This is a genomic window from Aureimonas phyllosphaerae (assembly GCF_047943035.1).
GTDB lineage: Bacteria > Pseudomonadota > Alphaproteobacteria > Rhizobiales > Rhizobiaceae > Aureimonas > Aureimonas phyllosphaerae.
Genome location: NZ_CP181348.1, coordinates 2,095,352 through 2,111,009, shown reverse-complemented (window position 1 = coordinate 2,111,009; position 15,658 = coordinate 2,095,352). Strand labels below are relative to the sequence as shown.

The following is a 15,658-nucleotide window of genomic DNA, read 5'->3' as shown; positions in this document are numbered from 1 at the left end:
GGCACTGGCCGCCCGCCCGCGTCTTACCGCTGCACCGCGGCCGTCAGGTGCGCTTACGCCCCTTCATGCGCGACCCGCGCAGCGTGCTCTTGATCTGCGCCAGCGCCAACATGGCTACCTGAAGCTCCTCCGGGAGAGTGTTGAAGGCCTTCACGTTCATTCTGCTCAGCCGGCACGAAACATCTGAGGACACGAGCGTCCAGTTTGAAGGATCGGGGTTGCCGACTGGCCCCAACGCCCGCAAGACCATTCCGTCTGGGATCGGACCGTGCACTCCTTCCCAAAGCAGACGATGTTTCATGTTCGATCTGGAGGTTCGCTTGCCGTCGACCCTCTCAGTAGCCCTTATCCTCACATAGCCGTCTCTATCAACATATTCCCAGGTGCGAATGGGCCGCGGACTGCCCTCTGCATTTCCTGCCCTTCTTCCCCAACGCAGCCAGCCATGCTGTTGCCGTAGGGTGACCAGAGCCCAAGTGCTGACATCAACGCGGTGAAAGCGATGTTGGAAGGCGTCGAACATGGCCTTCCGCGACAACCGATAGTTCTCGCTAACGAAATCGAGTTCTGCCTTGGAAAACGTTACGGTTAGTCGGTTCCAGCGATCCTGGAGCGATCGGTTCATCGCTCGATCTGCTGCTGATCGCGCTCATCCTTTTGTTCGAGCGAGCGGAGGTAGGTGGTTGGATCTAGACCGTGATCCGAGGCAATTTTGGCGGCCTGCACACGAAGTGCGGCGCCACGGATGACTTGGTCCGCCACCGCGGCGACGGCTGTCCCGCGCCTCACCTCCAACTCAAGCTTGTCGTCGGACAAGCCCTCGTCACCAAGACGTTCGAGCTGGGCGAATAGGTGGTTGTTCAGGTCCGACAGGCGGTTTTTCCATCATTGCATCCCTCTGATCGGGCGATGATCGAGAGGGTGGGATCAGGTGTCCAGCAGGGATGGGCGTTCGCAGTTAATGGAGTTGAAGCGAAATCGATTGGCTTCGAACGTCTACGAGTTGGGTGGCTCCCTCTTCAGCCGACGCATCTCCCGCCCGAGATGGTCGATGGCACGCTCCCAGCCTTCCTGACGCTGCTAGTCCGTGATGATGATGGGGGGCGGCACCTCGCGGACGCCGTGCGCCCGACGGGCAAGGAAGGTGCGCCTGGGGTTGTCGTCGCTCACTGGTAATGGCCCATCGTTGGGCGCGCGTCGCCCGCGGTCCCGATGATGTAGCTGATGTCCCGGCTGCCGCATTCGGTGCACCGGATCGGCGGCTTGTGCGCCACGAATGGCCAGTCGGCGCCGAAGATGCGGATCAGGTCGCCCAGCGTGACGGCGAGGGAGCGACGACCGCATCCATAGCCCTCGCACGTGGCGCTGAGGGTGTGCCCGAACTCGGCATAATCGCCGAGCGTCGAGATGGTGATGCTGCCGTTCGGATTGTGACCCATGCGTGGAGAGGAAGCATAGATGGGAAACGATGGGCAAGGGTATGTTCCGCACTAAGGATGCGACCCTTTTGGCTCCTACTATTCGCGCTCGGTGAAGTCAGTTGGAAGCGCCTTGCGCACCCCGCGGGCTCGCGTCAGTTGAAGATCTGAGCCGCGATGTCGTTGAGCGCCTTCACGATGCCCTGCGGGGGGTAGGGCTTGGAGAAGAACACCCCGTTCTCTGGAAGGTCTTCCTTCTCGACCTTCACGCGCCCGGACGTGATGATGATGGAGACGGGCGGCCAGCGGTCTCGGACGGCGCGTGCGAGCTTCAAGCCATCCATGGAGCCCGGCATTTCTATATCCGTGAACAGGACGCGGATGTCGGAGTGACGTTCGAGGAGGCGGATCGCCTGGTCGGCATTGCGTGCCTCGTATGCCGTGAAGCCAGCCTCCTCGCAAAGGTCTACGGCTTCGGCACGCACCAAGGCGTCGTCCTCGACGATGAGAACGGCATAACGGGCGGGATTGAAGGATTGGGCCATGCGACGCGGTCCGGGTTACGAGGCGATCGGGGCGCCCTTGCGTGCGCCCGTCAGTGAGAAGCGAATACCTGCCGGATCGAAATCGAGACGTCCTTCGCCATCGAAATACGAAGCGACGATGCGTTCGATCAGCTTCGACCCAAAGCCTCGACGATCTGGTGGCGTAACAACCGGACCTCCGCTTTCGATCCACTGGAACCTAAACGCACCGTCGATTATCGCCCACGATATATGAACTCGACCTTCCTCGCACGAGAGCGCGCCGTACTTCGCTGCATTTGTCGCAAGCTCGTGAATGGCCAGGGACAGACCGAGAGCCTGCTGCGCCGTCAGCGGCAGTCGTCGGGCGTTCTTGTCAATCTGGATCTGCGAGGTTCGGTGCGGAGCCAAGGCCCCGTCAACGACCTCTCGAACGTCGGCCTCCGTGAAGTCCGACCGCGTCAGGATGTCTTGAGCCCTCGCCAGAGCGGTTAGACGATTGGACAGCGCCTCACGGGCCTCTTCCATCGTGCGCGCCTGCCGGAGCGTCTGCGTCGCGATAGCCTGAACCATGGCCAGGGAGTTCTTCATTCGGTGCGCCATCTCTTGCGCGAGGACGGTGCGCGCCTCTTCCGACCGCTTCAGGGCGGAGATGTCGCGGGACACGGACAGGATCCGCTCGGGCCTCCCGTCGGGACCGAAGATCGGCGAGACCTGAACGTCCCAGTAGCGGCGGTTGCCCTTCATGGTCTCGGCGTAGCCCTGGAAGGCAGCGGGCTTCCCCGCCTGGACGGAAGCGATGGCTTCGCGGGCGGCGAGGTTTCCGGAGCCATGCCAGAAGTCCGGCCACGGGCAGCCGACGATGGCATTGAAGTCGGATACCTCCATGACCCGCTTGCCGCCCTCGCTCATGAAGACGAGCTTCGCGTCGAGGTCGAGCACCTTGATGCAGTCGTTGGAGGCCGACAGCACGCTATCGAGGAACTGCTCGCGTTGGCGCAGGTCGGCCACCGCGGCGTCGCGCTCGCGCATCGCCAAGACCCTTGCCGTCGTCTCGGACGTGATGTTCAGGAGCCCGGCGACCCGGCCCGTCTCGTCGCGGACAGGCGAGTATGAGAACGACCACCAAGTGTCCTCGGGATAGCCGTTCCGGGTCATGACGAGCGGCATGTCGTCGAACGACACGGTTTCGCCAGCGAACGTCCGGTCGACCAGGGGGGCGATGTCGGACCAGATTTCAGGCCAGACGTCACTGATCGACAGACCTAGCGCGGCGGGGTGGCGCGTGCCGAGCGTCTGCACGTAGAGGTCGTTGTAGATGAAGACCCGGTCCGGCCCCCATGCCAGGCACATGGCCCGACCTGCCGCCAGCATGATGTCGACGGTCGTGCGCAAGCTCTGCGGCCATGAAGCGCGGGCACCGAGCGGTGTGGAAGCCCAGTCGTAGGCGTCGATCAGGTCCGCCATCCGGCTCGGCGCCGCGAGACCTTCGATCTCGCTGGGTTCCGCATGCATCATCATGGTGGGCCGCGCCGTTCTCGAAACATCCAACGGCTAATGTTTAGCCATTGCCATCCGTCGTACCTTGTTGCGGCGTGGGCCGAAAGGGTGATCGAAGCGCCCTAAGGGTCGCAATTTTCCCTCGCATTACGGGTCCCCGTCGCTCCTGTGGCCGCGGGCGACGATCTGGAGCACGTCATCGGGCAAGGGGCGCTGAAGCTTCGACGCCTCGGACCAGTCCGCCCGCATCCACACGTCAAACTCCTCGGGCTCAGTCAGGATGACGGGCATGGCCTTTGGGTGGATCGGTCCGACCACCCCGTTCGCATCGGTCGTCAGGAACCCGTAGGCGTCGGTCGTGATCTCGCCTTCGGCCTTCTTCCGTGTCGACGTCCATTCAGTCCAGATCCCGGCGAAGGCCATCAGCGGGCGGTCCTCGTCGGCCGCGAACCACACCGGGACCTTCTTGCCGTCCACGGTGTCGTATTCGGAGAACGAGGTGAACGGCACGAGGCAACGGTGCGCAGGCCCGAGCCAGCGGCGCCAGTGTGGGCGCTTCGTGTTCCGGACGTTCGTCACGCCGGGATCGGTCGTGCGCCCCTTCAAAGCGAACTGCGGCGACGGCATGCCCCATCGGGCGAGCTGCAACGTGCGCTCACCATCGATGGTCGTGACGATCGGCGCCGCGGCGTCAGGGAATATGCCGGGCATCGACGGCAGGTTGCCCGTCCTGTCCTTCGTGGCGCGGGTGAAGGCCACGATAGCGGCTTGGCCCTTCGTCAGGGAGTAGAGGTTACACACGGCGCTATGACCCCTCGTCGCGCACGAAGCACCGATACCAGGGCAGGCGGTCTCGCTGCCCCGTGCGCCGAAGGTACCAGACCCATGCCTCGCCGTCAGGGCATACGCCCATGCCGCCCATCCGACCGCATCCCGTGCATCGGAGGCGGCGCGTCACGTCCTCCACGGTCGCCGTGTCGAGGCCGTCTATCGCGTGAGGGTAGAAGGTCGCGCTGCGGAGGCAGATGGGGCACGAGGCCGACAGAGGCACGTTCCCGGCCCGTAGCTCGCCGAGCGTGATGGGCGGCTTCGGAGGGTGGGGGTATCGACGTTGCTGTCCCATCCTCGCGATGATGGACCGGGCGACGAGGGAGGGGGGATAACGTCCCGGTCGGCTCCTCCGTTTTGCATCCGACAACGACGCTTTCCGGAACCAAACGGTCTGCCTAAGCCCGAACATCAAAAAGCCCCCGAACGCTGAGGTTCGGAGGCCGTTAGTTCGGCTATAGCTTGCTCGAGGAGGCTTAGGCGTTCTCTCGGTAAGCCTGCATCTGGTAGGCATAGGCCGAAGAATTCGAACGAGCGGTGGCGTTGCGCTCGGATGCGGGTGCTCCGCTTGTCGCCGTACCATCGGACGAGGTTGCCGCGGCGGGGGACAGCTCATTCGCTAAAACTTCTGACGCTTCGCTAATGGTGCGGATCATCTCCTCGTCGGCAAGCTCACGGTTGACCGTCTCCGCCAGGCGGCGCAGTTGGTCCATCGCCATGTCATTTTCCACCTTCTTCATCTGCGGCATCTTAGCGATCTGATCCAGGATCGCCTGCACAGCAGCGCTGATCGCCTTCGGCTTTTCAAGCTCGGGAACCGTCTCCGCGACCGAGGCGGGTTCGAAAGGCGCCGGCGTGGTGGGAGAGGCCGCAGCCGCAGCCGCAGTTTCAGAGGCAGCTTGCGTCGATGCTGTAGAAGCAGCCGTCGAGGCGTCCGTCTGTGCAGAGGTCGTTGAAGCCGCTGCAGTGCTCTCAGCCTCTGCCGTCGCCGGCGCCGCAGTGTTCGTCGGCGTGCTGGTCGTAGGCGCCGCGCTCTCAGACGCTGCAGCCGGAGCTTGAGCAGGGGGCGGTGCTGCCGTTGAGGCGTCAGGAGTAGGGGCTGGAGCTGACGGCGCAGGCGCGGCAGCTGGCTCGGACGGAGCCGAATTGGTCGGCGCGGGGGCAGGCGAAGACGTCACCGGGGCAGACGTCTGGGGAGGTGCCGTGTCAGACGACGGGGGGGCGGAAGCTGCCGTCGTGCTGGGGCTCGTCGTGGAAGAAGGAGCCGAAGTAGCAGGCTCAGCGGCCGCCGTGCTCGACGAAGGCGCAGGAGACGATGCCGCGGGGGGCTGGGTCGACGTGGCCGTGGGCGAAGACGACGAAGGCGCTGAAGAGCTGGACGCAGAGGTCGGGGCGGATGGTGCGGTCGCAGAAGAAGGAGCGCTGGTCTCCGTGGTGCTCGACGGCGACGGCGAAGCCGTAGGGGCCTGGGTCGGCGCAGTCGCGGACGAACTGGTCGGCGACGTCGTAGCGGAAGGGGAAGAAGCGTTCGTCGGGGCAGAGGTCGACGTGCTGGGGCTGGTAGGGGTCGGAGCCGGAGATGTCGAGGACGTTGGTGACGTCGCAGGGGAGGAAGAGGTAGGCGTTGAGGACGTCGGCGCGGTCGAGGAGCTCGACGTGGGGGCCGAGGTCGTCGAGGGGGCGGGCGCTGCCGTCGGGGTCGTGGAGGACGTCGGTGCAGTCGTGCCCGTCGGCGAGGTCGGAGAGGTGGCGCCGGAGGTTGGCGTGGACGACTGGCTCGCCTGCACCCCGTAGAGGCCTTGGGTGAAGGAGGAGCTGAAGGTCTGCTGCGCCGTCTGGGTTGCAGTGACAATGTTGCCGGAAGAGGTCATCGAGGACGTAAAGGACGAACCGGACGCCTGAAGGGCCGAGGTCGTGGCAGGCGCGACCTTAAAGATCGAAGGGGATGTCGTCGAACCCGTCGGAAGCAAGCTAGCCATTTTCATCTCCGTTTGCGTCGTTTTGCTGAAAGCGAATATGCAAACGGCGAATGAAGCGCTGCTTTTCAGCGAAGGATGAACTTAAGAAATCGCCCGGCTGGAACGTTTCACATTGAAATCCAATGATGCAATCTGCGGCTTTTTCAAGCGGATGTTACGGTTCAGGCGAAATGTAATAGCTTGTAACGCTAGAGAGCACTGTGGGGCGACTGGTCCGGCCTGTCCTATGGCGACATGTCCGCTACAGGTCAAAAGAGGATCAGTTGCCGGCGATCCTTTCCGCCATCACGGCTGCGTCTCTAACGCAAGCCTCGCACGTGCAGAGCATGGCATTGTGGATGCTCTACCTCAACGTGTGACCGGTCCTTCCATGTCGCTCCGCATACGCCTTTCCCTGATCTTTGCGGGGTTTGCCTTCGCGCTCGTGACCATTCTTGGGTTTGCGGCCGTGATCCGGGCTTCTACCGGTCTTAGGGATGCAGCGGAACGCCAGCTTTCGCAGGCTGCCCACCAGATGAGCGAGCGGCTTGATCTTCACATGTTCGAACGCCTGGGCGACATCACCACGGCAGCAGGCATGAAGACCCTCTTTAGTGGAGAGGACAGAGATGCCCAGCGCGCGCTCCTCGAGCGTCTGCAGCGAGCCGTGCCGAACTATGCATGGATTGGCCTTGCGAGCCCGGATGGACGGGTCCTTGTTTCGACTAGCGGCCTCCTCGAAGGAGAAGATGTCTCGGCACGGCCTTGGTTCGCCGCGGGCCGCCAAGGCGCGGCTGCTCTCGACGTTCATGAGGCTAAGCTACTTCAGCGCTATCTGGCGCCAGATAAGACGGAGATGCTTCGGTTCGTCGACGTGACCGCGCCTGTTTACGACGAGGGCCGCTTCATCGGAGTGCTCGCGGCCCACTTGAGCTGGGATTGGGTCGACGAGGTTCGACGCGCCGTCCTCTCGACGATTTCGGATCTCGATGCGTCCGAACTCCTGGTGATCTCGCATGACGGCAAGATCCTCCTTGGTCCTCGATCAGAGTTGGGATCCACCTTCGACCCCAATCGACAGGGCTTCGTGACGGTGACGTCGCCGACGGCGGGAATGGCGCAGTTTAAGGGCCTTGGTTGGTCCGTCGTCGCTCGCCAGCCGTCTGCGGCGGCCTTCATGCCCGTGACGACCCTCACTTGGGCCATCTCTTTGATCGGCATTCTCCTCGCTGCCTTTGCTGCGTTCGTAGGCTGGAAGGTTGCAACCGCCATTGCAACTCCGATCAGTCGGCTTGCGGATCAAGCCGCCGCGGTCCGCGAGGGGGCAAACGTTTCCTGTCTCGAAACGGACTCGAGCTTCATCGAGGTTGCAGCCTTATCAGACGTCATCGCCTCCGCCTTCCGAGCCCGGGATCAGAAAGAGGAGGAGCTACTGACCGTAAACACGCTCCTGGAGGAGCGAGTGCTGTTTCGGACCCAGCAGTTGGAAGAGGCAAGGAAGCGGGCCGAGCAAGCCACACAGGCTAAGAGCGATTTCTTGGCGACCGTCAGCCACGAGATCCGCAGCCCTCTCAACAGCGTCATTGGCTTTGCCGACCTTCTTCTGGACGAGCCTGGCCTTGCTCCTGACGTGTCGCGTCGGATCAAGCTCATCCACAGCGCGGGCTCGGCCCTGACGACGGTCATCAACGATATCTTGGATTGGTCGAAGATCGAGGCTGGCAAGGTCGATCTCAACGAGGACGTATTTGATCCTTCCTGCCTCCTTTCCACGACGCTCGATCTCGTCGAGGTGCAGTCGAGCTCCAAGGGACTGCGTCTCGAGTTGTCGATCGCCGCCGATGTGCCGTCTTTCGTGCGAGGGGATATGGCCCGCTTGCGGCAGATCGTTCTCAACCTTCTGAACAACGCGGTGAAGTTCACGCCTGCCGGATCAATCACCCTTGCGGCGTCGCACTCCGCCTGTTCCGGTCTTGTGATCGAAGTACGAGATACAGGCATAGGCATTTCGCCCGAACAGCTTGACCGTCTCTTTGATCGCTTCCACCAGGCGGACAGCTCGATCGAGCGGCGTTTCGGCGGTACTGGACTTGGCCTCGCCATTTCCCACTCTCTTGCGGAGCTGATGGGTGGGACTCTTACGGCAACGAGCGAACTGGGGCATGGGTCGGTCTTCATGCTGGCGCTGCCCCTGCAGCAGGCCGCGAACCCGATCGATGGGCGCCATGCTGACCAAGCCCTCCCATCGGAGCGGAGGGCAATTTCGCGGCTCGAGGGGCCGCTTGGTTTGCCCTCGGATCGTATCCTTCTGGTCGAGGATCTAGCGGTCAACCGTGAGGTCGCGACCGCCATGCTGGAAAAGGCAGGCTACAGCGTCGTGCAGGCCGAGAGCGGTTACCGTGCCATCGAACTCGCTGCGCGCGAGCGGTTCGGCCTTATCCTGATGGATATCCAGATGCCCGGTCTGGATGGCCTAGCGACGACGGTCGAGTTGCGTCGCCAGATGGGTGACGGCCCCGCGACGCCGATCATCGCCCTCACGGCAAACGTGATGTCCGACAGGGTTGAGGCTTTCCAGAAAGCAGGAATGGACGACTACCTTTCCAAGCCGATCCAACGTTCAACCCTCATTGCCAAAGTCGAGCGGTGGGCGACGCCCTCCTCCACTGCCCCCGTAGAAGGGCGACCCTTTAGCTCTGCGAGCTTCGATCGCGAGACGTTTGATGAGGTCGTCGACCTTCTCGGCCCAGCACGAGTGCAGAAATCGCTGGGTGAAATCGCGGAGCGTCTGTTCGTGGTAGGAAGAATGATCGACGACCGTGCGGCATTAGGTAGAGAAGCGCACGCGTTGGTGTCCCTGACGGGGGTTCTTGGCTTTGTAGACCTTTCGCAGGTGTGTCGAGACCTTGAGAAGGCGTGCCAGACCGACGCCGACCTCCACGCTGTGATGGTCGCGATCAGTCAGGCTTCCGCCGTATGTCTCCATGCTGCGTCCGTCCTTGCTGCATTCCGAGGTCAGGATCCCGCTTCGGAACGGCTGGCTGGATAGGCCCAGATGATGGCTCGGCAACTACTGAAGCGTCGATCCGCTTAAGACGTAGCCTGTCCCCCGGACCGAACCGATACGCATGGACCCTGCTGCGGGTTCGAGTTTGCGGCGCAGCCGTGCAACCAAGACGTCGAGGCTACGATCCTCGTAGCTCCAAGGGCGATGGAAGACGTTGCGCATCAACTGGTCTCGCTCCATTACCTCCCCGGGATGAGCGAGCAGCTCCTTAAGGAGTGCGAATTCGCTAACCGTCAGGTCGATCTGCTCGGCAGCAGGACCGCGGAGACCACGCACCATGACATCCAGGGTCCAGCCACCGAAATCTATGGCAGGTGGTTCGGCGGCCAAGCGCGGCGTTGCAACCATCTCATGATCAGAGAGGCGTCGCAGAACGCTTCGGACGCGCGCTAAAAGCTCTCTTGGAGGATGCGGCTTCACGACAAAATCGTCGGCACCGACCTCAAGTCCGACGACCCTATCCGTTGGATCGTCATTCGCGGTCAGCACGATGATACCGCAGCGCTGAGTGTCTCGAAGCAGGCGGATCAGATCGAAACCGTCGGCATCAGGGAGCTGAAGGTCGACGATAGCCAGATCAACGGCGCGTTGACGCACGAGCTCGCGAAACGCAGCTCCATTGGGTGTCTGGGAAACTTCGAACCCTGAGCGCGAGAGGTATTCAGAAATGACCTCCCTCTGAAGGGCGTCATCCTCAACTATGACGATCTGCTTCTTGTCCATGTTAGGCAATCATCTTGAACCGACACCCTTCGAGTATGATCTCGACATTCAAACGAGGTGTAAACGCACAATCACAGGATATGTGCACGGCTATTTGCCGAGCAGTTCCCGCTTCAAAGCTCCAGGCTAGCGTACCCTCGCCGCCCTTTTTTATTCCTTTGAAAGCGCTGCTCCGCTCTATCCTAAGCCGCCCCGGCGCTGTGGTACGGCCGTGGTAGGAAATGGCGTCATCTAAGCTGCGCCGCCCTCCGGCTGTTCCTGCTCGATAGCGACGCGCCCAAAATCTGGAAAGATTTCCGCCCCCCAGCCTTGCCGCTCTTAAAAGCCAGGGCGCTTTGAGCAGCCCACAACCTTGCACAACGCTAGCACGCTGCCGGACGCGGCAAGCCCGATTACGAGCCCTACCGCGAGGTCACCCGGATAATGCTTTCCGCGCGGTACTTGGACCGCGGACACCGCTACGGCGAGTGCGCAGGCAGGCAGCGCGGCGCGCGGATGACGCGCCGAGAAGATCCCGGCCACCGCCACGGCGCTAGCCGTATGCCCTGACGGGAAAGATTGATCGTCGCTGTCCTAGCTTTTCCCTGGACCCATCTCGTACCGCCCCTCCTCCATAGCGACACGCGGCCGGGTGCGATTGATCCGTCGCTTGATGGCGCCCTTGGTGAGCGTTGCCAGACCGTGGGCCGCCAGCATCAGGGCGCCGGTCGCCGCGAGTCGCCGGTTGCCTCGGACGACCCCGATGAGCGCTGTAAATCCGCAGACGGCCGCTAGCTGCGGCTGGTCGGCGACCTCGCTAACCCATCCGAGGACGCGGACGATCGGATGGTGCCGATGCCTTGCAGCGTGCTCGGCGACCTGACGGTCCAGCGTTTCAATATTAGTGGAGCCTTCATCTGAACGGGACATCAGGACCTCTCTAGTCGGAAGCCCGGCCTTGGACTGTTCTCGTCAATGAAGATCATGCCCGCTCTTATAGGAGCGCGGACAACCGGCGCCTAGGCCAGCGTTTCTTCAACGAGTGCACGCGATTTGCGTAGCAGGTCGTTCAGCGAACGGCGAAACTCAATGTGTTCTGCCGTCCGCATGCCGTGCTTGAGAGCGTTTTTGGATCCTTTCGTGGGGCCGCTAGATTTCCCACCGTGCATTCGACATCGGCCATTTGGCATGGCTGGCGATTTGCACGGGTTGCCAGTGACGTGACCCCCGTTTTTCATCCAGCGGGAGCGAGAGTCCTGTCGTGATCTTGACGTGCCCCCTGTTTTTGGACCGCCCGGCTGGAGTATTTCCGGGGGTGATTGCTCAGGCGGGCGGGCTGCCTTCCGAGCGTTTCATCATCTCGATCGGGGTCTTGTGGCCGATCGAGCTGTGAGGGCGGACTTCGTTGTAGTCTCTACGCCAAGCCTCCATCTTGGCCTTCGCGTCGTCAAGGCTCATGAACCAGTGGGTGTTCAGGCACTCAGCTCGGAACTTCCCGTTGAAGCTTTCGATGAACGCGTTGTCGGTCGGCTTGCCGGGCCGCGAGAAGTCGAGAACGACGTCTTTCTGATACGCCCAGAGATCGAGGTCTCGCGAGATGAACTCCGATCCCTGGTCGACCCGGATGGCCTTGGGGTAGCCAACCTCGCCACAGATGCGCTCCAGCGCCCGGACCACATCCTCGCCACGGTAGCTGAAGCGCGGATCGATCGCCGGTGAGAACCGCGAGAAGGTGTCGACGACCGTCAGGATGCGCAGCTTGCGGCCCGTTGCGAGCTGGTCGTGAACGAAGTCCATCGCCCATGTCTGGTTCACATGGGTCGCCACCGTCCGGTCGTCCCGCAGCTTGGCCTTCACGCGCCGCTTCGGCACCTTGTTCCGAAGCTGCAGGTCCATCTCCTTGTAAAGACGGTAGATCCGCTTCGGGTTCACGGCCCATCCTTCCCGTCGTAGCAGCACGTGGACACGACGGTACCCATATCGCACCCGCGTCCGCGTGATCTCTTGGATTCGGGTCTTCAGATCGGCCTGATCGCCGCGCCGGGACTTGTAGGTGTAGAGCGAGCGCCCGACCTTCAGGGCCGAGCAGGCCCGTCTGATCGACACCTTCCAGGACGCTCGAACCTCGTCCACCAACTGGCGTCGGCGAGCAGGCCTCAGAGCTTTTTTGAAAGCACAGCCTGCAGCATGGCCTTGTCCAGAGACAGGTCCGCGACGAGCCGCTTCAGCTTGGCGTTCTCCTCCTCGATCTGGCGCAGCTTCCTCACCTCGGACGGCATCATCCCGCCGTACCGCTTGCGCCAGTTGTAGAACGTCGCCTCCGAGATCCCGGCCTTCCGGCAGACCTCCGCAATCGCCGTTCCCTCGTCAGCCTGCTTCAGGACGAACGCGACCTGCGCCTCGGTGAACTTCGACTTCTTCATGGAATTCTCCTCGTCCCGCTCACGGGATCATAAGTGGAAAATTCCAGCTCAAAACGGTCCGTTTTTCAGGAGGCACGTCACGAGGAAAGGGTCTGGGACGGCAATTAATCGCTACCGCACTCAAGAGAGCTTGGGAGATCGGCATGACGCGGGTCGAACTCAGCGTTCATGCGAACAACACCTCGGCCGTCGCCCTCTACCGGAAGATGGGATTCGCGGAAGAAGGACTTGCGCGCTGCGTCTTCCTCGCGGACGGCATTTATCGCGACGCGATCATGATGGCGATGCTTCGACCTGCCGATGGCTTACGGGTTGAAGGTAAGGAGCTGAGCTGAACGCCCGGTTTTGTCATAGCGGTTCTGGAAGCGGACAGACTGCTAACCACCCGGTCGAGCCGATCGGCGCGGGGGCGCCGGACGCCCGGAAGCGGACCACCCGCTTTCGACCCAGTCGACCCAGTCTTATGCCTCGATTGGGGACGAGTTGGTGCCTATGTCCCCGTCTGGTTCCGTCTGGCCATTCGCAACGCGTCTTCCAAGTTCGTTTCTCGGCCAAGCCAAGGATACGAACTTGCCTCTGATCTCGACCCAACCGGACTACGCCGAGCGCGATCGCACCATTGCCGTCAACACGTATACGACCGTGTTGCGCCGCGAGCGCGTACCACATGCGCTGTTCGCTACGTACTGGCGTGATGTGCACGGACCTTTGTGCTCACGTATACCAGGCCTTGCCTGGTACGTTCAGAACCACTTCAATCGAGAACAGGACGCTCATCTGTGGCCGGAGATCGACGGAATCCAGCGCTTCTGCGATTATGACCTCGATGGCGGCGTGGAGATCGGGTTTGCAAGCGCTGAGGATCAATTGATCTTCAACGACGCCTGTAGCCTTCTCTTCGCCGACGAGCAGAACATGTTCGCGGCAACGGTCGCCTACGCGCTGCCCAAGGGATCAACGACATTCGTCGATCGCTCTCGCGATCCTGTACCCAACGGAGACGATGGGCTGGATCGGATCCACGTTCATTTGGGAGCTTCACACAAGGATGCGGATGCGTTCGGAGCGCGCATCGAGAAGCTGGCCCGGCATCTGGCGGGCGAGGCTGTCGTACTGAAGCTACGGTTGCATCTGCCGGACCGCTACGACAACGCAAAACCTGCCCCGCCGGCCCCCGACGTCGCGCACGACGTCCCCCCGGAGCGCGAGTTGGTTGCGATCCTTGAACTGGCGTTTGCCACGCCGCTCGAACGGCGGCAGTTCTATGCATCGTCCACCTTCAAAACCGCCACGCAAGATCTCGGCCAGGACGTTGCCCACGCAACGGGCTTTGCGGTCAGCGGGGTCTACACGTATGTGCGCGACAAGGAGCTGACTCTGGCAGGACTGCGTGGAAGTCGCCCGGCGCAGCTCATCGAGCAGATCGGCGCGGTGAACCAGACCGGCGAAGACGTCCGGACGCTGATCGCCACGGGCGAGATCCCGTCACGCGCGTAGCGACGCCAACTCGCGAGCCGCATGTCCACTGCTTGCGGCACGGCCGATTGTTTCTGCGGCGGCGCTATCACACGATGGCTGTGCCGTCGGTGACGCTCGTCGCCCTAACAAGCTCGGCTGCTGGTTGGCTGACACTGTCCGTTTCCGCGATCTGTCATCCGTTAGCGGACCGGAGATTTCTCACCCAACACCAGCCCTCGGTGAATCAGTGGCGGACACCCAAAAGCCGTTCGACAGCTTCGACCGCTACTGACCATCACGGTTGGTATTCAACAGCGACTTGAGCCACGACTTGGCCCAGCAACTTCCCGTTCTGGCGCCTCCTCTTTTGAAGCCAGCCAAAGAACTCGCGACATAACGTCCTGAAGGCTGGGAGCGGAAGGGTCTGCTGTATTGTCCGGGCTCGCGATGCGGCATGGTCAGCCCGGTTGAGGACGGGGGCTTAAGACCGATGACGAAACTGAAGGCGTATGCGATCGCGGTTCTCTCGACGCTGGCCACGATGCCGGGGGCCACGGCGCAGGAGCCGGTCACCCTCACCTTCGCGGCTCACTACACCGACACCGAGATGGCGCCGCTCACCGCCTGCTTCCGTCGCTACGAGGCCGAGAACCCTGGCATCCGCATCGCCTACCGGCAGACGCCGATCGCGGACTTCATGCAGAACGTCATGACCTCGCAGGTCGCAGGCGCCAACCCCGACATCTACAACGTCTATTCAATCTGGGGGAAACGCCTCGTCGACAATGCGATCCTCGCCGAACCGCCGCAGGAGATCCTCGACTTCATCGCCCAGAACTTCGAGGCGAGCACGGCGCAGTCCGCGGTGATCGACGACAAGCTCTGGGGCATCCCCGCCGAAGTCGCCCTCTACATGCTGATCTACAACAAGAAGCTGTTCGCCGAGGCCGGCATCGCCGAACCGCCGAAGGACTGGCCGAGCCTGATGGATGCGGCGGCCAAGATCGCCAAGCGCGACAGTCTCGGCCGCGTCGAGGTTGCGGGATACGCGTTCGGGCCGAGCGTCGCCAACGCGGCGCACCCGTTCCGGACGCTCCTCTTCTCGAAGGGCACGAGCATCCTGACCGACGACCTCGCGGGCACCCACCTGACAGAGCCGGCCGCGGTGGAGGCCCTGGAAGGCCAAGCGCAGCTCTTTCGCGACGGCCTGACCAGCGCATCGCACCAGATCCGCGACTTTCCGGCAGGACGGATCGGCATGATCACAGGCGCCAACTGGATGAAGCAGCTGATGCGCGAGGGGCTGGGCGACAAGCTCGACGAAACGGTCGGCGTCGCCCCGATCCCCGGCGGTCCGGACTGGAAGACCTACCAGTACTCCTTCTACCAGAGCGTGGACGCCAAGAGCGCACATCCGGCGGAGGCCTGGGCGCTTCTGCGCTGGCTGCACAGCCCGCAGGGCGAAGGGCAACGGTCCTGCGTCGGCGACATGCTGGTCTCGCTCGGCAGCCTGACGGCCAACAAGGCGGATCTTGCGGCATCGCAGGCGGATTTCGGCGACGCCTTCACCGCTCCCTTCGTCGAGGCGCTGCGTTCGGGGCGTGCGATGAGCGATCCCAACATTGCTCAGACCGCCGAGATGGACCGTGTCCTTCGCACACAGATCGAGGAGGCCTGGCTCGGCCGCATGAGCCCCGCCGACGCACTCGCCAAGGCGGACGCCGAGATCACGAACCTCTTGGCCCTGCCGCAGTGAAGGGCATTTCGGTCAGCCGGGCCC

Annotated in this window: 17 protein-coding genes; 5 read left to right on the top strand and 12 right to left on the bottom strand. The window is 62.6% G+C overall.

All coding sequences use genetic code 11. The features are described 5' to 3' along the window. Positions 1–43: 43 nt before the first annotated feature. From ACLNGM_RS09825 to ACLNGM_RS09795, 7 genes are all read right to left on the bottom strand, one after another. The gene (locus tag ACLNGM_RS09825) at positions 44–625 is read right to left on the bottom strand and encodes a hypothetical protein (protein WP_416358178.1); all 582 of its coding nucleotides are present in this window, start codon (positions 623–625) and stop codon (positions 44–46) included. Continuing rightward, positions 622–816, bottom strand: coding sequence for a hypothetical protein (locus tag ACLNGM_RS09820; protein ID WP_416358177.1), 195 nt, complete (start codon positions 814–816; stop codon positions 622–624). Before ACLNGM_RS09820 ends, ACLNGM_RS09825 begins: the two co-directional genes overlap by 4 nt. Before the next feature lie 350 nt (positions 817–1,166). Next, positions 1,167–1,439, bottom strand: coding sequence for a hypothetical protein (locus ACLNGM_RS09815; RefSeq protein WP_416358176.1), 273 nt, complete (start codon positions 1,437–1,439; stop codon positions 1,167–1,169). Positions 1,440–1,573: 134 nt separating this feature from the next. Next, positions 1,574–1,963, bottom strand: coding sequence for a response regulator (locus ACLNGM_RS09810; protein WP_416358175.1), 390 nt, complete (start codon positions 1,961–1,963; stop codon positions 1,574–1,576). A 15-nt stretch (positions 1,964–1,978) separates the two neighbouring features. After that, positions 1,979–3,463, bottom strand: a complete 1,485-nt coding sequence (locus ACLNGM_RS09805; RefSeq protein ID WP_416358174.1) for a sensor histidine kinase — start codon at positions 3,461–3,463, stop codon at positions 1,979–1,981. A 126-nt stretch (positions 3,464–3,589) separates the two neighbouring features. Then, positions 3,590–4,243, bottom strand: a complete 654-nt coding sequence (locus ACLNGM_RS09800) for an SOS response-associated peptidase (protein WP_416358173.1) — start codon at positions 4,241–4,243, stop codon at positions 3,590–3,592. A 503-nt stretch (positions 4,244–4,746) separates the two neighbouring features. Then, the gene (locus ACLNGM_RS09795) at positions 4,747–5,049 is read right to left on the bottom strand and encodes a hypothetical protein (RefSeq protein WP_416358172.1); all 303 of its coding nucleotides are present in this window, start codon (positions 5,047–5,049) and stop codon (positions 4,747–4,749) included. Between the two features lie 457 nt (positions 5,050–5,506). On the opposite strand from ACLNGM_RS09795, the gene ACLNGM_RS09790 reads away from it, so the two are divergent. After that, complete coding sequence (locus ACLNGM_RS09790) at positions 5,507–6,064, top strand: hypothetical protein (RefSeq protein WP_416358171.1); 558 nt, start codon at positions 5,507–5,509, stop codon at positions 6,062–6,064. A gap of 555 nt (positions 6,065–6,619) precedes the next feature. Next, complete coding sequence (locus ACLNGM_RS09785; protein WP_416358170.1) at positions 6,620–9,277, top strand: ATP-binding protein; 2,658 nt, start codon at positions 6,620–6,622, stop codon at positions 9,275–9,277. Positions 9,278–9,298: 21 nt separating this feature from the next. Here ACLNGM_RS09785 and ACLNGM_RS09780 read toward each other — a convergent pair whose 3' ends face one another. The 5 genes from ACLNGM_RS09780 to ACLNGM_RS09760 all read right to left on the bottom strand — a co-directional run bounded on the left by ACLNGM_RS09780 (position 9,299) and on the right by ACLNGM_RS09760 (position 12,420). Next, entirely contained in the window at positions 9,299–10,018 is a 720-nt protein-coding gene (locus tag ACLNGM_RS09780; protein ID WP_416358169.1) for a response regulator transcription factor, read from the bottom strand. Positions 10,019–10,336: 318 nt separating this feature from the next. Further along, positions 10,337–10,540, bottom strand: a complete 204-nt coding sequence (locus ACLNGM_RS09775; RefSeq protein ID WP_416358425.1) for a hypothetical protein — start codon at positions 10,538–10,540, stop codon at positions 10,337–10,339. A gap of 51 nt (positions 10,541–10,591) precedes the next feature. Next, the gene (locus ACLNGM_RS09770) at positions 10,592–10,927 is read right to left on the bottom strand and encodes a hypothetical protein (RefSeq protein WP_416358168.1); all 336 of its coding nucleotides are present in this window, start codon (positions 10,925–10,927) and stop codon (positions 10,592–10,594) included. Between the two features lie 89 nt (positions 10,928–11,016). Then, the gene (locus ACLNGM_RS09765; RefSeq protein ID WP_416358424.1) at positions 11,017–11,187 is read right to left on the bottom strand and encodes a hypothetical protein; all 171 of its coding nucleotides are present in this window, start codon (positions 11,185–11,187) and stop codon (positions 11,017–11,019) included. Positions 11,188–11,320: 133 nt separating this feature from the next. Further along, a protein-coding gene (locus ACLNGM_RS09760) for an IS3 family transposase (RefSeq protein WP_416356741.1) occupies positions 11,321–12,420 on the bottom strand; the annotation gives its coding sequence in 2 pieces (ribosomal slippage) (positions 11,321–12,159 and positions 12,159–12,420; 1,101 coding nt in all). Positions 12,421–12,446: 26 nt separating this feature from the next. Here ACLNGM_RS09760 and ACLNGM_RS09755 point away from each other — a divergent pair. The 3 genes from ACLNGM_RS09755 (at position 12,447) to ACLNGM_RS09745 (ending at position 15,634) form a co-directional block, all read left to right on the top strand. Next, positions 12,447–12,755, top strand: a complete 309-nt coding sequence (locus ACLNGM_RS09755) for a GNAT family N-acetyltransferase (protein ID WP_416358423.1) — start codon at positions 12,447–12,449, stop codon at positions 12,753–12,755. A 235-nt stretch (positions 12,756–12,990) separates the two neighbouring features. Further along, a complete protein-coding gene (locus tag ACLNGM_RS09750; protein WP_416358167.1) occupies positions 12,991–13,917 on the top strand; it encodes a hypothetical protein in 927 nt (308 codons plus the stop codon). Positions 13,918–14,368: 451 nt separating this feature from the next. Further along, positions 14,369–15,634, top strand: coding sequence for an extracellular solute-binding protein (locus tag ACLNGM_RS09745; RefSeq protein WP_416358166.1), 1,266 nt, complete (start codon positions 14,369–14,371; stop codon positions 15,632–15,634). The last annotated feature ends 24 nt before the right edge of the window (positions 15,635–15,658 follow it).

Coding starts and splice junctions, on each gene's coding strand:
- ACLNGM_RS09815 (WP_416358176.1), bottom strand. CDS start 1,439: ATGGGTCACAATCCGAACGGCAGCATCACCATCTCGACGCTCGGCGAT.
- ACLNGM_RS09805 (WP_416358174.1), bottom strand. CDS start 3,463: ATGATGATGCATGCGGAACCCAGCGAGATCGAAGGTCTCGCGGCGCCG.
- ACLNGM_RS09825 (WP_416358178.1), bottom strand. CDS start 625: ATGAACCGATCGCTCCAGGATCGCTGGAACCGACTAACCGTAACGTTT.
- ACLNGM_RS09810 (WP_416358175.1), bottom strand. CDS start 1,963: ATGGCCCAATCCTTCAATCCCGCCCGTTATGCCGTTCTCATCGTCGAG.
- ACLNGM_RS09785 (WP_416358170.1), top strand. CDS start 6,620: ATGTCGCTCCGCATACGCCTTTCCCTGATCTTTGCGGGGTTTGCCTTC.
- ACLNGM_RS09765 (WP_416358424.1), bottom strand. CDS start 11,187: ATGCCAAATGGCCGATGTCGAATGCACGGTGGGAAATCTAGCGGCCCC.
- ACLNGM_RS09780 (WP_416358169.1), bottom strand. CDS start 10,018: ATGGACAAGAAGCAGATCGTCATAGTTGAGGATGACGCCCTTCAGAGG.
- ACLNGM_RS09745 (WP_416358166.1), top strand. CDS start 14,369: ATGACGAAACTGAAGGCGTATGCGATCGCGGTTCTCTCGACGCTGGCC.
- ACLNGM_RS09770 (WP_416358168.1), bottom strand. CDS start 10,927: ATGTCCCGTTCAGATGAAGGCTCCACTAATATTGAAACGCTGGACCGT.